Here is an 18,804-nt window from a genome sequence, read left to right on the forward strand (position 1 = left end):
CGGGCATGCGGCAGCCCTGGCGGGTGGCGGTGGTCGGCGGCGGGATCGCCGGCCTGGCGGCCGCGGTCCGCCTGCGCGACCACGCACCGGCCGGCACCGAGATCACGGTGTACGAGCAGTCCGGCGCGCTGGGCGGCAAGCTGCGGACCGGGGAGTTGGCCGGCCAGCCGGTGGAGTTCGGGGCCGAGTCGTTCCTGATGCGTGACCCGACCGGGGCGGAGTCCGCCGCGGTGACCCTGATCCGGCGGCTCGGGTTGGCCGATCGGATCGTGCACCCCACGGTGGGGCAGGCCGCGCTGGTCGTCGACGGTGGGCTGCGCCCCATCCCGGGCGGCACCCTGGTGGGCGTACCCGGGGATCTGGACCGGGTGACCTCGGTCGCCCGCCCGGCGGCGGACGCCGACACCGACGACGGGCGGCCGCTGGTCGGGCCGGACGCGGACGTCTCCGTGGGCGCGCTGGTCCGGTCCCGCTTCGGCGACGAGGTGGTCGAGCGGCTGGTCGACCCGATGCTGGGCGGCGTGTACGCGGGCCGCGCCGACGATCTCTCCCTGGTCACGACGATGCCGGCGCTGGCCCGCACGGCCCGGGTGGAGCACACCCTGACCGGTGCGGTCCGGGCCGCGCAGGCCGCCGCGCCGCGCGCCCCCGGCGCTCCGATCTTCGGCACCCTGGTGGGTGGGCTCAGCACCCTGGTCGAGGCGGCGGTGTCGGCCAGCGGCGCGACGGTACGGCGGGACGCCGCCGTCCGCGAGGTGACCCCGACCGGCACGGGTTGGCGGCTCACCGTCGGCCCGACGCGCGACCCCGCGCTCGTCGACGTGGACGCCGTGGTGCTGGCGGTGCCGGCGCGACCGGCGGCCCGGCTGCTCGCGGGTCCGGCCCCGGTGGCCGCGAAGGGTGTCGGCGAGTTGGACTACGCGAGCGTCGCGTTGGTCACGCTGGCGCTGCCGCAACCGCAGCTGCCCGAGCTGTCCGGTTTCCTGGTGCCCAGCACCGAAGGGCTGCTGATCAAGGCGGCGACCTTCTTCACCACGAAGTGGGGGCACCTGCGCCGGCCGGACGGCCTGGCGTTGGTGCGGGCGTCGGTGGGCCGCTACGGCGAGGAGGCGCACCTTCAGCGCCCCGACGCGGACCTGGCGGCCACCGTGCACCGGGAACTCTCGGCGGTGCTCGGCACCCCGTTGCCCGCCCCGGTCGACGGGCACGTGCAGCGGTGGGGCGGTGCGCTGCCGCAGTACGCGCCGGGGCACGCCGACCGGGTCGCCGCGGCACGCGCGGCGTTGCGCGCCGCGTACCCCACCCTGGTCCTCGCCGGCGCCGGTTACGACGGCGTGGGCATTCCGGTCTGCGTCCGCTCCGGCGAGACGGCGGCCGACGAGATCATCACAGCACTGGGAGGATCGGCGACATGACCGAGCAGACCAACGCGGCCCGCCTGCGGGAGCTCAACGACAGCATCCGCTACACCATGTGGTCGGTGTTCCGGGCCAGCGCCCCGCTGCCGTCGCTGCGGGACAACGTCACCGGCGAGGTCGTGGCCCTCTTCGACGAGTTGGCCGGCAAGGACGTGGTGGTCCGCGGCGTGTACGACGTCGCCGGTCTGCGCGCCGACGCGGACGTGATGATCTGGTGGCACTCCGCGTCCCCCGACGCGCTCCAGGACGCGTACCTGCGGTTCCGTCGCACCACGCTGGGGCGGTCGCTGACCCCGGTCTGGTCGCAGATGGCGCTGCACCGGCCGGCCGAGTTCAACAAGAGCCACATCCCGGCGTTCCTGGCCGGCGAGGAGGCCCGCCCCTACATCTGCGTGTACCCGTTCGTCCGCTCCTACGAGTGGTACCTGCTGCCCGACGCCGAGCGGCGCGAGATGCTGGCCGAGCACGGCAAGATGGCGCGCGGCTACCCGGACGTCCGCGCCAACACGGTGGCCTCGTTCGCGTTGGGTGACTACGAGTGGATGCTCGCCTTCGAGGCCGACGAGCTGCACCGGATCGTGGACCTGATGCGGGATCTGCGCGCCTCCGGCGCCCGCCAGCACGTCCGCGAAGAGGTCCCGTTCTACACCGGTCGCCGTCGCTCGGTCGCCGAGATCGTCAACTGCCTGGTCTGACCCCGGTTACCGCCGGCCGGTGCCGCACCCCCGCCCGGGTGCGGCACCGGACGGAGGTCAACTGGTCGACGTGCAGGAGACCAGCGGAACCGGGTTGCTGCCGTTCCACGAGCCGAGGAAACCGAACGTGGTGCTCGCGCCGGCGGCGAGGGTGCCGTTGTGGTTGGCGTTGCGTGCGGTGACCAGCGAGCCGTTGGTGCTGACCGTCGCGTTCCACGACGAGGTGACCTGCTGGCCGTTGTTGTAGTTCCAGCTCACCGACCAACCTTTGGTGGGCGATCCGCCCGCGCTCACCTTCACCTCGGCCTGGAAGCCGCCGGACCACTGGCCGGTGACCTGGTACGTCGCCGTGCAGGCCCCAGCCGGCGGCGGGGTGCTCGGCGGCGGGGTGGTGGGCGGCGGCGTGGTGGGCGGAGGCGTGGTGGGCGGCGGGGTCGTCGGCGGGGTCGTCGGCGGCGGCGTGGTCGGCGGCGGAGTCGTGCCCCCGAAGGTGACGTCGCTGCACAGGTAGTACGACTGGTCGAAGTGGCTGGCCTGCCAGACGGTGTAGACGATGTGCCGTCCGGTGCGCCCGGCCGCGTTCACCGGGATCTGGATGGAGACACCGCCGGTGTCCGGGTTCCACTGGGAGGCCGGGGTGTTGCCGATCTGACCGGCCAACTCCAGGTCGTCCCAGCCGAGCGGCTCGTTGAGCGCGTCGAAGCCCTGCTTGGTCACGTACACCCGGATGTAGTCGGCGCCGTGACTGGCCCCGTCGAAGAAGCGGAGCCGGAAGTTGTTCGACACCGCGGTGGTCTTCCACGCGCCGATGGTGTCCAGCGCGTTGTAGCGACCGTTCTGGGTGCGCCCGCCGCTGCACAGCTGGCCGTTGGGGACGGCGGCCTGGTGGTTGCCGCCCACACCCTCGCGGAACTGGCCGTTCCAGTTCCACATGGCCTGCGGGTCGGCCTGCCAGGCCTGCCAGCACATCGGGTCTTCGGTGGCCATCCGTGGGTTCTGGAACTCGGCGCCCCACCGTTGCCAACAGCTGTAGCTACGCGAGGCCGGATCGACGACCGACCCGTGCGCGGAGGCGGGTTCGGCCCGCATCGTGTTCAGAGCGGTCGTCAACAAAAGCGTGCTGGTCGCCGCGATGGCGAACAACCAGAGCACGCGTCGTGATCGGGTGAGAGTGGACATGGAGCCCCCGGGGGGAGAAGGTCGGACGGCGACACCCGGACCGGCGGGAGTTGCCCACTCCCGCGCCTAATCGCTGGCTCCCGCGACGGCTCTACCCGGAACCATGCCAGCTCGATCGTCAGCCGTCAATGACGTCGCGGCGCATCGGGGTGTGCGGGATGCCGTCCTCGACGTACTCCGGGCCGCTGACCGCGAAGCCGTGCCGGGTGTAGAACGCGACCAGGTGCGACTGGGCTTCCAGCACGCAGGGCCGGTTGCCCACCACGTCCAGCGCAGCGCTCATCAGCCGGCCGGCGTGCCCGCCGCCGCGCGCCTGCGGGGCGACCACCACCCGGCCGATCCGGGCGGTGCCGTCCGGATCGGCCAGGACCCGCAGGTACGCCAGCGGCGCGCCGCCGTCGGTCAGCCAGATGTGCCGGGTGCCCGGCTCGACGTCGCGCCCGTCCAGCTCCGGGTAGGGGCAGTGCTGTTCCACCACGAACACGTCGATGCGCAGCTTGAGCAGGTCGTGGAGGGTGCGGGCGTTCAGGTCGGCGAAGGACGCCGTCCGGATCTCGGTGGTCTGCGAGGGCATCCGACGATGGTAGGCCGCCTCAGGGGGTGTCTCGTCGAGGTGTCAGGTAGGTGGCGGCCACGGCGGTGAGCAGCAGCACACCGCCGCCGACGACCGGCAGCGGAAGCGGCTCGTGCAGCAGCGCCACGGCCAGCGCCGCCGCGGTGAGCGGTTCGAGCAGGGTCAGCACGGCGGCGACGCTGCCCGGGGTGGTCCGCAGCCCGGCGTAGAACAGCGCGTACGCCACCGCCGTGGTGATCACGCCGAGGTGCAGCAGCAGGGCCACGGTGTCGGGGCGGACCGGCACGCCGACCCCGGCGACCACGGCGAACGGGGCCAGGGTCAGCGCTCCGATCACCGTGGAGATGGTGGTCAGCGTCATCGGCGCGACGCGCTGGGACGCCTCGCGGCTGATCAGGGTGGTCACCGCGTACCCGAGGCCGGAGCCGGCCGCCGCGAGCAGGCCGAGCAGTGGCGCGGGCGCGGCGGCGGTGGGGTCCGCCGTCGCCCCGGTGATCAGGGCGAGGCCGACCACTGCCGCGACGAGCGTGGCGAGGCGCAGCGGGCCGGGGATCCGGCGGGCGCGCACCGACTCCCAGGCCGCGGCGAGCACCGGGGCCAGGCCCAGACTGACCACTGTGGCGACGCTGACGCCGGCCCACGCCACCGCGACGAAGTAGAGCGCCTGGTAGAGGCCGAGGCCGAGGCCGGTGAGCAGCAGCGGTACGGGTGTCGCCCGCAGGGCGGACCGGAGCGCGCCGAGTCGGCCGGCGGTGCACGCCAGCAGCACGAGCGCGGCGATCGCGAGGCGGTGGAAACCGATGCTCACCGGGCTGAGCCCGGTGCTGTCGCGCAGGAGTTGCACCGCCACGCCGGTGGTGCCCCACAGCACGCCGGTGACGGTGATCTGGATCAGGCCGGTGCGGGTCGGACCGGCGGTCGTGGCCGGGGCGGCCGGCGGCACGGTACGGGAGAGGGACACGGAGGCGCTCCGAAGGGTGAGCCGTTGACGGGGACGACGTCGACGGAGCGCGTACGGCAGGGTGCCGAGCCGGGTGCGTCACCGGGTCGGGGAGGGCGCGGCGCTCCGATCAGGAGCGCGGCGGAGGCAGAACGCCGAGCAGTGGCCGCATGGCGACGACCGTACCGCAGGATGGTGGGATCGGGCGCGGCGTTGCGGCGCGGCCGGTCGGTCAGGCCGGGCGGGCGGTCAGGCCGGGCGGGCGGTCAGGCCGGGCGCGCGCCGACGGCGTCGCGGATCTCGGCGCCCTCGGCGCCCTCGACCGCGCGGGCGCAGTGTCCGCAGCAGAAGAAGCGGCCGTTGACCTCCACCCCATGTCCGACGATCTTGACCTGGCAGTGCTCGCAGATCGGTGCCATCCGGTGGATCGCGCACTCGAACGAGTCGAAGGTGTGCACGTCGCCGCTGACGGTGTGCACCTCGAACGCCATCCAGTAGTCGTTGCCGCAGACCTCGCACGTGGCCATGACCAACCCCCTCATTCCGACTTTTCGCCCAGAATGCCGCACGTTGGGACGCGCGTGAACGGAAACGCCGCTCTCCGGCGGCCGGTGCGGCGTGTCGGCTCCGGCGTGTTGTCCGTTGTGCCAGGTGAACCGCCGCAACCCCCGGAGGGTCACAGTGATCAAGCGCAACAAGCTCTTCGGCAACCAGACCCGGGTGACCTTCTGCCTGCCCCGGGACTCCCCGCCCGGTCCGGTGAGCGTCGTCGGCTCCTTCAACGACTGGGAGCCGGGTCGACACGAGTTGGTGATCCGCCGCGACGGCATGCGGACGGTCACCGTGAAGCTCCCGCCGGGGGAGTACGTCTTCCGCTACCTCGCCGCCGACGGCATCTGGTTGGACGACGACTCGGCCGACCAGGTCGACGACCGGGGCAGCCTGCTCCGCCTCTGAGCCAAAGTCGTCACCATCGATGGATTTATTGATGGGAGTCTTTACTGTTAACAATGTTTAAATTATGTTGAGGGGCACCTGACCGGACCCTGGAGAAGGAGCCGCCCCGATGCGTCGAAGAATCACCATCCCGCTGGTGGCGGCCGGTGCCGTCGCCGCCACTCTCACCGTCGCCGCTCCCGCGCAGGCGCACGGTTACGTCTCCGCCCCGCCCAGCCGGCAGGCGCTCTGCGCGCAGGGCCGGGTGCCCGACTGCGGGCAGATCAGGTACGAGCCGCAGAGCGTCGAGGGACCCAAGGGCCTGCGCAGTTGCAACGCCGGCATCGCCCAGTTCGCCGTCCTCAACGACGACAGCCGGGGCTGGCCGGCCACCTCGGTCGGCAGCTCGCTGACCTTCACCTGGGTGAACACCGCCCGCCACGCCACCAGCAACTGGGAGTACTGGATCGGCAACACCCGCGTCGGCGTGGTCAACGGCAATGGCCAGCAGCCGGGCGCGACGGTCTCGCACACCGTCAACCTGGGCGGCTTCTCCGGACGGCAGAAGATCCTCGCGGTGTGGAACATCTCCGACACCGCGAACGCCTTCTACTCCTGCATCGACGTGCAGGTCGGCGGCGGCGGGCCGAACCCGACCCCCACCACCTCACCCACCCCACGACCCACCCCGACCGCCACGCCGAGCGCGACGCCCGCCCCGGGCGGCAGTTGGACCGCGGGCCGGGCGTACCAGGTCGGTGACCAGGTCACCTACGGCGCAGCGACGTACCGCTGCCGGCAGGCGCACACGGCGATCCCGGGGTGGGAGCCGCCGAACGTACCGGCGCTCTGGCAACAGGTCTGACCCCACGGGTGCGGCCATCGGCCGCACCCGTGTCGCCGTCCCCGCGTGAACGGAGCACCGGCATGCGCCGTCGTACCCGTCTGGTGTCCCTTGTCGCCGCGGTGCTGCTCACCGGCGCCTGCGGCGGGTCGCCCACGTCGAGCCCGCCGGTCGTGCCGCAACCGGCCCCCGCCGCGACGGCGTCGGCCGGGTCCGGGGGCGCGGGGTCCGCGGTCGCCGGGGACACGATGAGCGGGATCGACGTGGTCTTCCTGACCACGATGGTCGGGCACAGCGAACGCACCCTGCAGATCGTCGCGCTGGCCCGCGAACGGGTGCGCGACGACGCGCTGCGCACCCTGGCCGCCGCCATCGAGGCGACCGAGGCCGACGAGTTGTCCGCGATGCGCGGCTGGCTACCCACGGCCGGGCCGGGTGCCGGCGCGGGCGCGCACCAGCACGAGGGGCACGGCGACGACGCCGCGCTCGACCGGCTGCGGACCGCGCCCGACCCGGACGTCGACCGCGCACTGCGCGAGGTGCTCGCCGACCACCAGCGTGCGGCGGCCGACCTGGCCCGAGCCCAGGTCGGCGTCGGCCGAAACGAGCAGGTCCGCGACCTGGCCCGGCGGATCGAGCAGTCCCGGACCGCCGAGGTCGAGCTGCTCCGGGGTACGCCGTGAACGCGCGTCGACCGCGCCCGGACAGCTCAGGTCAGCGGGGTTCCAACCGGACCGAGATCGAGTTGACGCAGTGCCGGGTGTCCTTCGGGGTGAAGCCCTCGCCGTGGAAGACGTGCCCGAGGTGACTGTCGCAGCGGGCGCAGCGGATCTCGGTGCGCGCCATGCCGAGGCTGCGGTCCTCGATCTCCTTCACCCGGCCCGGGATGGCGTCGTCGAAACTCGGCCAGCCGCAGTGCGAATCGAACTTCGTGTCGCTGGAGAAGAGTTCCAACCCGCAGGCGCGGCAGTGGTAGACCCCCTGGGTCTTCGTGTCCACGTACTCGCCGACCCACGGGCGTTCGGTGCCGGCCTCCCGCAGGACGTGGAACTCCTCGGGGGTCAACCGGACCCGCCACTCGTCGTCGGTGCGGGGCAGCTCGTTGTCGTCAAGACTCACCCCTCAACGGTACGTCGAACGTCGGGGGTGTGGCATAAGGTCGCGAGATGGCGGGCACCAAGGCAGCGGTCACCGAGGTCGAGGTGGCCGGGCACACCGTACGACTGAGCAGTCCGGACCGGGTGATCTTCCCCCAGCGGGGCTTCACCAAGGCGGACGTCTTCCACTACTACCTCGCGGTGGGCGACGGGATCATGCGTGCCCTGCGGGAGAGGCCCACCACGCTGCAACGCTTCCCCGAGGGCATCGAGGGTGAGGCGTTCTTCCAGAAACGCGTCCCCACCCGAGGGGTGCCGCCCTGGCTGAGCACCGCCCAGATCACCTTCCCCAGCGGTCGCAGTGCGGCGGAGCTGTGCCCGGCCGATCTGGCGCACGTGGCCTGGGCGGCACAGATGGGCACCATCGTCTTCCACCCCTGGCCGGTGCGCGCCGCCGACGTCGACCGACCCGACGAGCTGCGCATCGACCTCGATCCGCAGCCCGGCACCGACTTCGCCGACGCGGCGCGGGCCGCCGCAGGGGTCCGCGCGGTCCTCGACGAGCTGGGCGTGGCCGGCTGGCCGAAGACCTCCGGTGGCCGGGGTGTGCACGTCTACCTGCGCATCCAGCCCCGCTGGACGTTCACCGAGGTGCGCCGGGCCACCATCGCGCTCGCCCGGGAGGTGGAACGCCGCCACCCCGACCTGGTCACCACCTCCTGGTGGAAGGAGGAGCGCGGCAACCGGGTCTTCGTCGACTTCAACCAGACGGCCCGGGACCGGACGATCGCCTGCGCGTACTCGCTGCGGGCCAACCCACGGGCCACCGTCTCGACCCCGGTCAGCTGGGACGAGCTGCCCGACGTCGACCCGGACGACTTCGACCTGCGTACCGTGCCGGCCCGGCTCGCCGAGCGGGGCGACCCGCACGCCGACATCGACGACGCCCCGTGGGACATCACGCCACTGTTGGAGTGGGCCGAGCGGGACGCCGCCGCCGGCCAGGGCGACCTGCCGTACCCGCCGGACCACCCGAAGATGCCCGGCGAACCCAAGCGGGTGCAGCCCAGCCGCGCCAAGCGCACACCCGACGAAAGCGCCTGAGCGAGGCGCGGTGGCGTCCTCGCTGGACGTTGGTCACCGGGTCCATCCAACGAACCTCTCCGATGCCAGACGAATGTCATCGCGAGCGAAGTTGTCGTACACCTGTTCTAGAGTTTGGGTGTGATCGATGAGTTGGTGCGGGCGGAGGGTGCGGTGGCGGCCTGCACCGACGCGGCCGCCTGGGCTCTCGCCGAGCAGGAGCTGATCGATGCTCTCGACGCCGCGCACCGCGTCGAGCAACGTCTTGCCGCCGTCAAGCTGGCGTTGGTGCGTGAGTTGGACGGTCGCGGCACCGCACTGACGCAGGGCGCTTCCAGCACGGCGGTCTGGTTGCGCGAGCGACTGCGGCTGACAGTTCCCGCCGCGCGCCGGCTGGTCGACCTCGCGGCCCGCGTCGACGCGGCCCCGAGCGCCGTGCGGGATGCCTTGACGAGCGGCGCGGTCAGCGTGGAGCAGGCCCGGGTCATCGCTGACACCGTCGCCACCGTGCAGACGGCCGCCGGGCCGGAGGTCGCCGACAAGGCCGTCGGCGTGCTGGTCGACTGGGCCGGCCAATTCGACCCCACCCTGTTGCACAGGCTCGGCAGCCGCATCCTCGACCACGTCGCCCCCGAGATCGCCGACGCCGCAGCCGCGGCGGCCCTGGAGGCCGAGGCCGCTCGCGCCGCCCGCGACCGGCACCTCACCGTCTCCGAGCAGACCGGCGGGCAGCTACGGCTCAGCGGCATCCTCGACGCGGAGACCGCCGCGCTCGTGCGCGCCGCCATCGACCCGCTCAGCGCACCCAGTGCAGCCGACGACACGCGCACCGCCGGCCAGCGTCGGCACGACGCCCTCGCCGACGTGTGCCGGCTGGCTCTGCGCACCGGTGAGCTACCGGAGCAGGGCGGCGACCCGGCCCAGCTCGTCGTCACCACTGGCTTCGACGAGCTGACGCGGCGGTTGCGCGCCGGCGCGCTCGACGTCGGCCCGCGGCTCACCCCGGAGACGGTGCGTCGGCTCGCCTGCGACGCCGCCGTCCTGCCGGCCGTGCTGGGCGGTGCCGGTCAGGTCCTCGACGTCGGCCGGCAACGCCGCCTCATCAGTGGTCCGCTGCGGCGTGCGCTGGTGCTGCGCGACGGAGGCTGCGCCTTTCCCGGCTGCGACCGGCCGCCCCGCTGGTGCGCCGCCCACCACATTCGACACTGGGTCGACGGCGGCCCGACCAGTCTCGACAACGCGGTGCTGCTCTGCGGCCACCACCATCGGCACCTGCACCAGGGCGAGTGGGCGGTTCGGCTGGGGGGCGACGGCAACCCGGAGTTCGTCCCGCCGGCCTGGCTCGACGCCGACCAGATCCCGCGTCGCAACCACTACCACCGGCGGACGTGACCGATCCCAAGCGGCCCCGAACCGGCGACCGAGGTGCGAGGCGGCTCGGGGGATGCCCGCCGCCGCCGGGGGCGTCATGGCGTCCAGGTGTCCCGGTGGACGTGCCGCGTGGATGACGCGGGTTCGGCTCAGCGCGGGTTCGGGTCAGCGCGGGTTCGGGTCAGCGCAGGTTCAGGTCAGCCTGGAGTGAGGACGCAGAACTCGTTGCCCTCGGGGTCGGTGAGGACCTTCCAATGGATCTCGCTCGGGCTCAGGTCGACGGCGGTGGCGCCGAGGGCCTGCAGCCTGGCCGCCTCCGCCGCCAGGTCGTCGCCTGGATAGGGGCGGACGTCGAGATGGACGCGGTTCCACCCGGTCTTCACGTCGGGGGTGCGGACGAACCGCAGATATGGGCCAACGCCCTTGGCGGAGCGCAGCACCGCGCTCTGGTCGGTCACCTCGTGCGAGGTCCAGTCCGTGGCCGTGTCCCAGAAGCTGGCCATGGCCCGTGGATCCGCGCAGTCGACCACCACGGCGGCGATCGGGCCGGTGTCCCGGTAGAGCGGTCGGGGGTCCAGCACGCAGAACTCGTTGCCCTCCGGGTCGGCCAGGACCGTCCAGGGCACATCGCCCTGACCGATGTCGACTGGTGTCGCGCCGAGATCCCGCAGGCGCGTGACCAGTTGCGCCTGCTGGGCCGCGGAGGAGGTGGCGAGGTCGACGTGTACGCGGTTCTTCACCGTCTTGGGTTCCGTCGAGACGACGAGGTCGACGCAGACGGCGACGGGATCGGGGTAGACGAAGCCCTCGGGTTCGAGGTTTGTCACGCCGGGTCCCTCGCTGGAGATTCCCCAGCCGAGCGCCTGTGCCCAGAAACCGCCGAGTGCGGCGTCGTCCCGAGCCTTCATGTTGATCTGCACAAGCCGTGTTGCCATGGCGACGATGGTAGAGCCTGACCGGACGGCGGTGGCCGTGACGTCGGCCCGGGCGTCGGCCATGCGTCCGCCCCGGCGTCGGTCCTGGTGTCCACCGGGGCGTCGGTGTCGGCCGTGGCGGTTAGCCTGCCGCCATGGTGAGCCCAGAGCTGGATGAGTTGATCGTCGCGGACAACGCGGCCCTGCGCGCGTGGTTGTCGGCCAACCACGCCACATCGCCCGGTGTCTGGCTCGCCCTGACCAAGAAGGGCGGCACGGTCACGACGCTGACCTGGCAGCAGGCGGTCGACGAGGCCCTGTGCTTCGGCTGGATCGACGGGCAGGCCCGGAAACGGGATCAGGAGAGCTCCTGGATCCGGTTCACCCCGCGCCGGGCCCGTAGTGCCTGGTCGCAACGCAACGTCTCCCACGTGGCCCGACTGGAGGCGGAGGGGCTGATGCTGCCCTCGGGTCGCGCCGCGGTGGAGGCCGCGAAGGCGGACGGGCGCTGGTCGGCTGCCTACGCCCCGCCGTCGGAGGCCGAGGTGCCGGCCGATCTCCTCGCCGCCATCGCCGCCGACCCCGCCGCGCAGGCCATGTTCGACGTCCTCACCAAGACCAACCGGTTCGCGCTCATCCACCGCCTCAACGCCGTCAAGCGGGCGCAGACCCGCGAGCGGAAGATCGCCGAGTTCGTCGCCATGCTGGCCCGCCACGAGACGATCCACCCGCAGAAAGCGAGCCCAGTGGCTGCCCAGGCGGGAGATGACGCTTCGGAGAGCGATTGACTTTCGATAGGTAACGAGCGAAACTCGATGCATGGTGACAGAGCATCGAGCGGTAGCCGCTCTCAGGGTTTTTCTCGGGGTGCTGTTCGTGGTCCTGATCGGGTTCCAGACGTTCTCGCTGCCCGGACAGTTCGCGCACATGGCCCAGGAGTCGCCGGAGCAGGCCTACCTCCGGTGGCCGTTGACCGCCATCACGGTGTTCTGGGTGCTGTGCGTCCAGGTGGTCATCGTGTCGACGTGGATGCTGCTCAGCCTGGTCAAGAACGACCGCATCTTCACCGAGGCGTCCCTGCGGTGGGTCGACCTGATCGTGTGGGCCGTCGGCGCCGCGTGGGTGGTGCTCGTGGGGGTCTTCCTCTACGTCGGCTTCAACGCGGACGATCCGGGTGGTCCGATCCTGCTGTTCCTCCTGACGATGGGTGTCACCGTGCTCGGGCTTCTCATGGTGGTGATGCGTGCGCTGCTGCGGCAGGCGACCACGCTGCGGACCGACATGGAGGCGGTGATCTGATGCCCATCGTCGTGCGCATCGACGTCGAGTTGGCCAAACGCAAGATGAGCGTCGGTGAGTTCGCCGAGCGTGTCGGGCTCACGCCCGCCAACGTGGCGGTGCTCAAGAACGGCCGTGCCAAGGCCGTCCGCTTCAGCACGCTGGAAGCGATGTGCCGGGTCCTCGGCTGCCAGCCCGGAGACCTGCTCGAGTGGGTCGAGGAGGACACCCCGTGAGGTACGTCCTGACCGTCGGCGTCGTTCTCGCGGTCGCCCTCGGCGTCGCCGGCATCGTGCACGGGGAGGCCGACGACTCGCCCGGCCTCCAGCTCCTGGGCGTCGTGCTCGTCCTCGGAGCGGTGGCGTTCGGCATCCGCAACCTCCGCGGCGGCAGCTAGCCAGCCGTCCGGGCGCGGGCCGGCAGCCCTCCCGAAGCGCGGGCCGGCCCGCACCGACCCCTCTCGTAGTAACGATCATGTAACGGGCGCGAACCTTTCCCGGTGGGTGGCCTGTCTTGATGGTCGTCGGCCCGTCAGGGCCAGGGGAGGCGTCGGATGAAGCTGGTGTGGAGGCGTGCCCGAGAGGCGCGAGGGTTGCTGGTCGCCGCGGTGATCGCGGCCCTGGTCGCCGTCGCGTTGGTCACCGGGCTGTCCGACTACAACCGTCGGGCGGTGGACGCCGGGCAGCGGGCGCTGGTGGCCGCCTCGCCGGCCGAGGAACGCGGCCTCCTGGTCACCGGGTCGGGCGGGCGCGACGCGGCCGAGTTCGCCACCCGCGACGGGGCGGTCCGCGCCGAGCTCGCCGACGGGCTGGCCGGCGTCCCGGTCGGCGTCTCGGTCGCCCGGTTCGGCACCGGACGGGAGCTGACCGGCTCGCTCGGATCCGTGCCCCGTACCGGCGACGAGCCCGTCTTCGCCAACCTGGCCACCCTCGACGACCTCGCCGCGCACGCGGAGCTGACCAGCGGAACCTGGCCACGCCCAGGGGCGAACCCGACCCAGGTGAGCCTCCCGGAGCGGGCCGCGGGTGCGCTGGGCCTCAGCGTCGGTCAACGCATCCCGGTCCGCGACCGGGCCACCGAACGGCGCAGTGAGCTGGTGCTCGCCGGCACCTGGCGGCCCCGCGACCCGGCGGACGCGTACTGGCTGTTGGCCCCCGGGGTGGGGACGGGCAGCGCGGGCTCCGGCACGTCGTACGGGCCGTTCGTCCTCGACCCGGCTGACTTCGCGGCCATCTTCCCCGGCTCGGTGTCGGCGTCCTGGCTCGTCGAACCGGATCTCGCCGGCGTCGACGCGGCCGACCTGCCCGCCGTGCGGAAGGCCCTCACCGAGGCGTCCGCGGCGGTGCCCGAAGCCGCCCAACTGGGCAGCTCCGGCCAGGCGGTGACCGAGATGCCCCAGCTGCTGGACCGGATGGGCCGCGCCGACCTGGTCGGCCGTTCCGCGCTGGCCACCCCGCTGCTGCTCATCCTGGTGCTCGGCGGGTACGCGCTGGTGCTCGTCGCCGCGCTCCTGCACGAGGACCGTCGCGCGCAGACCGCACTGCTGCGTGCTCGCGGCGCCGCCCGCCGACAGTTGGCCGGCCTGGCCGCCCGCGAGGCGACCCTGGTGGTCGCCCCCGCGGTCCTGCTCGCGCCGGTGATCGCCGGTGTGGCGCTGCGATTCGTCCGACCCGGCGGTGCCGAGCAACTGTCCAGCGCCGGCGGCAGCACCGTCCTGGTCTGGGCGGCCGCCGCCGCCACGGCCGCCGGCTGCCTGGTGGTCATGGTCGCCCCGACGCTGCGCGGCGCCGGCACGTACGTGGCCGACATGGCCGCCCGCTCCCGCCCGAACCGGGCGGCGAGCGTCCAGCGGGCCAGCGTCGACCTGGTGCTCGTGGCGCTCGCCGTGCTCGCCTGGGTGCAGCTGCGCCGGTACGCCTCGCCGCTGGCCGGCTCGGGCGGCCGGCTCGGTCTCGACCCGCTGCTGATCGCCGCCCCGACACTCGGGGTGCTGGCGGGTGCCGTGCTGGCGCTGCGGGTGCTGCCGCCAGTCACCCGGTTCGCCGAGCGGTTCGTCGACCGGCGGCCCTGGACGGCCACCATGTTCGGCATGTGGCAGGCCGGTCGCCGTCCGCACGCCGGCCCGGTGCTGCTGCTCGCCCTCGCCGTCGGTGGCAGCACCCTGGCCTGGTCCCTGATCAGCACGGGGGAGCGGTCCCAGGTCGAGCAGGCCGGGCACACGGTCGGCGCCGACCTGCGGGTCACCGAACGAGCCGGGGCCGCCCCCCTCACCCGGGCCGGTGAACTCGCCGCGCTGCCGGGCGTCCACCGGGTGCTGCCGGCGTGGCGGGACGACATCCGGGTCGGCCGGGCGGACCTGCCGGTGACCGTCGTCGGTATCGACCCGGCCAGCGCCCCCGGGGTCGTCCGACTCCCCGACCGTCTCAGCGATGATCCGGTGTCGGAGCAGTACCGGCGCATGATCCAGGCGCGCGGTGCCAGCGGGGGAGTCGAGCTGCCGGAGGGCACCCGGGCGGTCACCGGCACTGTCCGTACGCCTCTCGAACAACCCACCGAGCCTGTCGACGAACCCATCGAGCCGCACCGGATCGCGGTGACGCTGCTGTTCACCACCACCGACGGCCTCGCCTTCCGGCTGCCGGCGGTCGAGGCACCGAGCACCGGGGAGGCCACGCGGTTCACGGTCACGCTTCCGGACGTGGGCGAGGCGCGGCTGCGGCTGGCCGGCTTCGAGGCCGATGCCGGGTACGCGGCCGGCATGTCGTACCCGTTCCAGGTGCAGGGGTTGGCGTTCGTCGATGGTGGCGGTGCGACCCGGCCGGCGGAGCTGACCGGTGACTGGACGGTGACCTGGCCCGGTGGGCCGCGCGCGCCGGTGGAGTCGAGCGGTGCCGGGTTCGTCGCCAACCGTCCCATCCGGCTGATCGCCGAGGAGGGACGGCCGGACCGGCCGGAGGGCCAGTTCGTCGTCGTGCCGGGAGCGGCGAGCGCGCCGGTCGCCGGCGTCCCGGTGCTGATGACCCCCCGGGTACGCGAGGCGCTGAGCCTTCACCTCGGCGACACCGTCGAGCTGGCGCTCTCCGGGGTGACGCTGCGGGTCCACCTGGTCGGTGAACTGGAAGCCGTGCCGACGACCACCGGCGAGGGCGTACTGCTCGACCTGCCGGCGGCGGTCGACGCGCTTGTCGGATCCGGCGGGACGATCCGCCCGACACCGGAGTGGTGGATCGGCGCCACCGACGCGATGGCCGCCGCCGGGGCGGCCGAGGAGCTGCCGGGAGTCACCGTCCTCAACCGGGAAGCGGTGATCACGTCCGCGGCCGACGACCCGTACTGGCAGGGTTCGCGGACCGGGATGCTCGCCGCGGCGCTCGGCGCGGTGCTGCTCGCCATCGTCGGCCTGATGGTGGACGTCTGGGCGACCGCCCGACGCCGACTCAGTGAGTTCGCGGTCCTGCACACCCTCGGCGCCACGCCCCGACTGCTGGCTCGGGCGCTGCTAGCCGAACAGGCGTTCCTCGCCGGCATCGGCGTGGGGGTCGGTCTGCTGCTCGGCGCCGTGGTCGGAGCCACCATGGCCCCACTCGTCATCCTCACCCCGGCCGCCGGTCGGCCGATCCCCCCGGCGACGTTCGCGCTGCCCTGGGTGCCGATCGGTCTGACCGCGGTCGGTCTGCTGCTGGCGGCGCTCGCCTTCAGCGCGTTCATCGCCTCCGGCATCCGGCAGCGGGTGGCGGCGGTACAGCTGCGAATCGGGGGAGAACGATGAGCGTCGGCGCGGTGGCCCGGCGGGTCCGGGTGTACGGCGGGCAGTTCCTCCTGCTGGCGGTGCTGACCCTGGTGGTCACGCTGCTGATCAGCGGCGTGCCCCGGCTGGTCAACCAGCTCGCCGAAGAGGGGCTTCGGGCGCAGTTGAACAGTGAGCTGCCGGCCCGGCGGGACCTCTCGTACAGCACCGCCGTGGTGACCGCCCCCGCCCTGAAGCCGGCGATGGCCTACGGCCGCGAGCGGTTCGACGCGCTGGCCGCGGGCCTGCCGCCGCAGGTGCGCTCGGCGGTGTCCGAGCGGTGGTACAACGTGGACGCGCAACCGGCCCGCGTGGTCGGCCCGGACCTCAAGGCCCGCGACCTGCTCGTCGACCTGGGTCTGCGCGGCATGCCCGGCGTCCAGGACACCAGCACCCTCGTCGAGGGGGCGTGGCCGAGCGAGACGTACCTTCCCGACCGGCCCATCGAGGTGGCGCTCGACGCCGACGTGGCCGGCAAACTCAACCTGCGCACCGGAAGCCAACTGCGCATCGGCCGGGTCGATGAGCAGAAGCGTCTCCACGACGCCGTCCCGCTGACCGTGGTCGGGCTGTACCGCCCCGTCGACCGTACGAGCGGCATCTGGGACGGGCTGCCATCGATGCTCCAGATCATCCCACCGGAAGGGGACGCTCAGCCGTTCATCGCCTCCGGGGTCGTCGCCCAGTCGACCCTCGACAAGCGGGCCGCGGAGGGGTGGCCGATCCGGTCGAACTGGCGGTACCGGCTGGGCGCCGACAAGATCGATACGCGGCAGCTGGACCAGCTGATCGACGGCCTCCAGGAGACGCAGCTGCGTAGGCCTGCCGACCTCTCGCTGGCCCAGGGAATCGACATCCCGTTGCGCGCGTTCGCCGCCCAGGTCAACGCCGCCCGGACCCTGCTGGCGGTGATCGCGGCCGGCGTACTGGCCACGCTGGCCGGGCTGATCGTCCTCGCGGCGACCCTCGCCACCCGGCGGCGTCGGGCGGAGTTCGTGCTGATCCGGGCGCGTGGCGGTGGGAGCACGGCCGGCGCCCGACGCAGCCTCGCCGAGTCACTGCTGGTGGTGCCGGTCGCCGCCGCGCTCGGCTGGTGGCTGGGCACCCTGTTCCCGGGCGCCCCGGACCCGAGCACCCCGTACGCGATCGCCGCGACCGTGCTGGTCACCCTGGCCCTGCCGCTGGCCACGCTGGCCGTGCCGACCGGCGGGGCGTCGCGCCGAGACCTGGTCCGGATGCGCCCGTCGACCCGCCGGCTCACCGTCGAGGTTTCCGTGCTGCTGCTCGCCGTGCTCGCCGCGGTGCTGCTGCGTCGGCGCGGCCTCACCCTCGGTGAGGTGGACCCGCTGCTGGTGTCGGTGCCGGTGCTGCTCGCGATCGCCGCGGCGGTACTCGCGCTGCGGGCGTACCCCTGGCCGTTGTTGCTGGTCAGCCGGCTTGCCGCGCGGAGAAGGGGCAGCGTCGCCTTCCTCGGCACGGCGCGGGCCGGCCGGTCGTCCGTCGCCGCCCCGCTGGTTGTCGTGGTGCTCGCGATCGGCACCGCGGCGTTCTGCGCGGTCGTCGCCGCGGGCGTCGACGCGAGCCGGGACCGGGCCGCCGAACGGATCGTGCCCGCCGACGCGGTGATCCGAGGTGAACGCTTCGCTCCCGACACGATCGACGAGCTGGGTCGCCTGCCGGGGGTCCGGGCCGCCACCGGAGTGCTGTTCGCGTCCGACGAGCGGCTGGCAGCCGACGAACTCGGCACCGACCCGCGGCTCGAGGACACCGCCGTGCTGCTGATCGACGGCTCACGGTTGGCCGAGGTGGCCAAGCAGTCGGCCGTGGATCTGCCGCTACCGGCGGCGTTGCGCACCGCCCGGCCCGAATCGGGGCCGGTGCCGGCGATCGTCTCGCCGGCGGTCGCCGCCGACCTGACCAAGGCCGGACTGGACCGCTCCGCCTTCATCTCGGTGCAGAACCAGCGGTACGAGTTCCGGGTGGCCGGCAGCGAGGACAGTTTCCCCCTGCTGTCGGCGAACACCGACCGGTTCGTCATCCTGCCCTGGCAGGCGCTCCCGGCGCGCCCCACCTCGCCCGTGGCCACCAGCCTGCTGGTCGCCGGCGATCGGCTGGACGTCGAGGCGCTGCGCCGCGCCGGTGACGAGGGACAGTTGCGGTACCAGCAGCAGGGGGCCGTCACCGGGGGGCAACGCCCACTCGGGGTCGTCGTCGACACCCGGGCCGACGTCCGCCGGGATCTCGGCGCGGGCGGCGCGAACGGCGTACTGGCCTTCGGGTTCGTCGCCGGTGCCGTCGGTGGCTCGGTGCTCGGGCTGCTGGCCATCGCGTTCATCGTGCTGGCCGGCGCGCGGGCCCGCGGCCAGGTGCTGTCCCGGCTGCGTACCCTCGGCCTGTCCCGCCGGCAGTGGCGCGGGCTGCTGCTGGTCGAGCTGGCCCCGCTGGTCGGGGTGTCGGTGCTGACCGGCGCGCTCGTCGGTGCGGTGCTGCCCCTGCTGCTCAACCCGGTGCTCGGCCTGTCCGCGTTCACCAGTGGCATGCCGGTCCGGGTGGCCTTCGAGCCCGGCCTGGTGGCGGCGGTGCTCGCGCTCGGGGTGGTCGCCCTCGGCTTCGCGGTCGCCGTCGAGGCCCTGAACAACCGCCGGTTGCGCCTCGGTGAGGTGCTTCGGCTCGGAGAGGAGAGCTGAG

At 73.1% G+C, this 18,804-nt stretch carries 19 protein-coding genes; 13 read left to right on the forward strand and 6 right to left on the reverse strand.

From position 1 onward, the window contains the following. Positions 1–5 precede the first annotated feature (5 nt). Together hemG and hemQ are read left to right on the forward strand one after the other, a co-directional pair. Positions 6–1,415, forward strand: a complete 1,410-nt coding sequence (gene hemG, locus AB0O48_RS18410) for a protoporphyrinogen oxidase (protein ID WP_365066952.1) — start codon at positions 6–8, stop codon at positions 1,413–1,415. Beyond that, complete coding sequence (hemQ, locus tag AB0O48_RS18415; protein ID WP_365066955.1) at positions 1,412–2,113, forward strand: hydrogen peroxide-dependent heme synthase; 702 nt, start codon at positions 1,412–1,414, stop codon at positions 2,111–2,113. The genes hemG and hemQ overlap by 4 nt, the downstream gene beginning before the upstream one ends. 57 nt (positions 2,114–2,170) lie before the next feature. Here hemQ and AB0O48_RS18420 read toward each other — a convergent pair whose 3' ends face one another. The 4 genes from AB0O48_RS18420 to AB0O48_RS18435 all read right to left on the reverse strand — a co-directional run bounded on the left by AB0O48_RS18420 (position 2,171) and on the right by AB0O48_RS18435 (position 5,333). Beyond that, positions 2,171–3,292 (reverse strand): lytic polysaccharide monooxygenase, encoded by a 1,122-nt coding sequence (locus AB0O48_RS18420; RefSeq protein ID WP_365066958.1) that lies wholly within the window; start codon positions 3,290–3,292, stop codon positions 2,171–2,173. A gap of 118 nt (positions 3,293–3,410) precedes the next feature. Beyond that, entirely contained in the window at positions 3,411–3,866 is a 456-nt protein-coding gene (locus AB0O48_RS18425; RefSeq protein WP_357247698.1) for a GNAT family N-acetyltransferase, read from the reverse strand. A 19-nt stretch (positions 3,867–3,885) separates the two neighbouring features. Further along, entirely contained in the window at positions 3,886–4,827 is a 942-nt protein-coding gene (locus AB0O48_RS18430) for a DMT family transporter (RefSeq protein ID WP_365066962.1), read from the reverse strand. Positions 4,828–5,072: 245 nt separating this feature from the next. After that, entirely contained in the window at positions 5,073–5,333 is a 261-nt protein-coding gene (locus AB0O48_RS18435) for a Prokaryotic metallothionein (RefSeq protein WP_355051720.1), read from the reverse strand. 154 nt (positions 5,334–5,487) lie between these two features. Here AB0O48_RS18435 and AB0O48_RS18440 point away from each other — a divergent pair, with 154 nt between their 5' ends. From AB0O48_RS18440 to AB0O48_RS18450, 3 genes are all read left to right on the forward strand, one after another. Next, the gene (locus AB0O48_RS18440; protein ID WP_357247704.1) at positions 5,488–5,763 is read left to right on the forward strand and encodes a glycoside hydrolase; all 276 of its coding nucleotides are present in this window, start codon (positions 5,488–5,490) and stop codon (positions 5,761–5,763) included. Positions 5,764–5,872: 109 nt separating this feature from the next. Next, entirely contained in the window at positions 5,873–6,607 is a 735-nt protein-coding gene (locus tag AB0O48_RS18445) for a lytic polysaccharide monooxygenase (protein WP_365066965.1), read from the forward strand. Between the two features lie 62 nt (positions 6,608–6,669). Next, positions 6,670–7,269, forward strand: coding sequence for a DUF305 domain-containing protein (locus AB0O48_RS18450; RefSeq protein ID WP_365066968.1), 600 nt, complete (start codon positions 6,670–6,672; stop codon positions 7,267–7,269). 31 nt (positions 7,270–7,300) lie between these two features. Here AB0O48_RS18450 and msrB read toward each other — a convergent pair whose 3' ends face one another. Beyond that, the gene (msrB, locus tag AB0O48_RS18455; protein ID WP_357247712.1) at positions 7,301–7,705 is read right to left on the reverse strand and encodes a peptide-methionine (R)-S-oxide reductase MsrB; all 405 of its coding nucleotides are present in this window, start codon (positions 7,703–7,705) and stop codon (positions 7,301–7,303) included. A 47-nt stretch (positions 7,706–7,752) separates the two neighbouring features. Between msrB and ligD the strand changes: the two genes are divergently transcribed. Both ligD and AB0O48_RS18465 read left to right on the forward strand, forming a co-directional pair. Then, positions 7,753–8,787, forward strand: a complete 1,035-nt coding sequence (ligD, locus tag AB0O48_RS18460; protein ID WP_357570158.1) for a non-homologous end-joining DNA ligase — start codon at positions 7,753–7,755, stop codon at positions 8,785–8,787. Between the two features lie 120 nt (positions 8,788–8,907). Next, entirely contained in the window at positions 8,908–10,158 is a 1,251-nt protein-coding gene (locus AB0O48_RS18465; RefSeq protein WP_357247717.1) for a DUF222 domain-containing protein, read from the forward strand. Between the two features lie 176 nt (positions 10,159–10,334). Here AB0O48_RS18465 and AB0O48_RS18470 read toward each other — a convergent pair whose 3' ends face one another. After that, on the reverse strand, positions 10,335–11,072 hold the full coding sequence (locus AB0O48_RS18470) for a VOC family protein (RefSeq protein WP_357247720.1): 738 nt from the start codon (positions 11,070–11,072) through the stop codon (positions 10,335–10,337). A gap of 134 nt (positions 11,073–11,206) precedes the next feature. On the opposite strand from AB0O48_RS18470, the gene AB0O48_RS18475 reads away from it, so the two are divergent. From AB0O48_RS18475 to AB0O48_RS18500, 6 genes are all read left to right on the forward strand, one after another. Beyond that, entirely contained in the window at positions 11,207–11,839 is a 633-nt protein-coding gene (locus AB0O48_RS18475) for a YdeI/OmpD-associated family protein (protein WP_357247723.1), read from the forward strand. 31 nt (positions 11,840–11,870) lie between these two features. Further along, a complete protein-coding gene (locus AB0O48_RS18480) occupies positions 11,871–12,350 on the forward strand; it encodes a DUF2975 domain-containing protein (protein WP_357247726.1) in 480 nt (159 codons plus the stop codon). Then, positions 12,350–12,565, forward strand: coding sequence for a helix-turn-helix transcriptional regulator (locus AB0O48_RS18485; protein WP_357247729.1), 216 nt, complete (start codon positions 12,350–12,352; stop codon positions 12,563–12,565). The genes AB0O48_RS18480 and AB0O48_RS18485 overlap by 1 nt, the downstream gene beginning before the upstream one ends. After that, positions 12,562–12,726 (forward strand): hypothetical protein, encoded by a 165-nt coding sequence (locus tag AB0O48_RS18490; protein ID WP_357247732.1) that lies wholly within the window; start codon positions 12,562–12,564, stop codon positions 12,724–12,726. The genes AB0O48_RS18485 and AB0O48_RS18490 overlap by 4 nt, the downstream gene beginning before the upstream one ends. 156 nt (positions 12,727–12,882) lie before the next feature. Further along, positions 12,883–16,098: an ABC transporter permease gene (locus AB0O48_RS18495; RefSeq protein ID WP_365066977.1), complete on the forward strand. Its 3,216-nt coding sequence runs from the start codon at positions 12,883–12,885 to the stop codon at positions 16,096–16,098. Then, on the forward strand, positions 16,095–18,803 hold the full coding sequence (locus AB0O48_RS18500; RefSeq protein ID WP_365066979.1) for an FtsX-like permease family protein: 2,709 nt from the start codon (positions 16,095–16,097) through the stop codon (positions 18,801–18,803). Before AB0O48_RS18495 ends, AB0O48_RS18500 begins: the two co-directional genes overlap by 4 nt. Position 18,804 lies beyond the last annotated feature (1 nt).

It is taken from the genome of Micromonospora sp. NPDC085948 (genome assembly GCF_040686315.1).
Lineage (GTDB): Bacteria > Actinomycetota > Actinomycetes > Mycobacteriales > Micromonosporaceae > Micromonospora.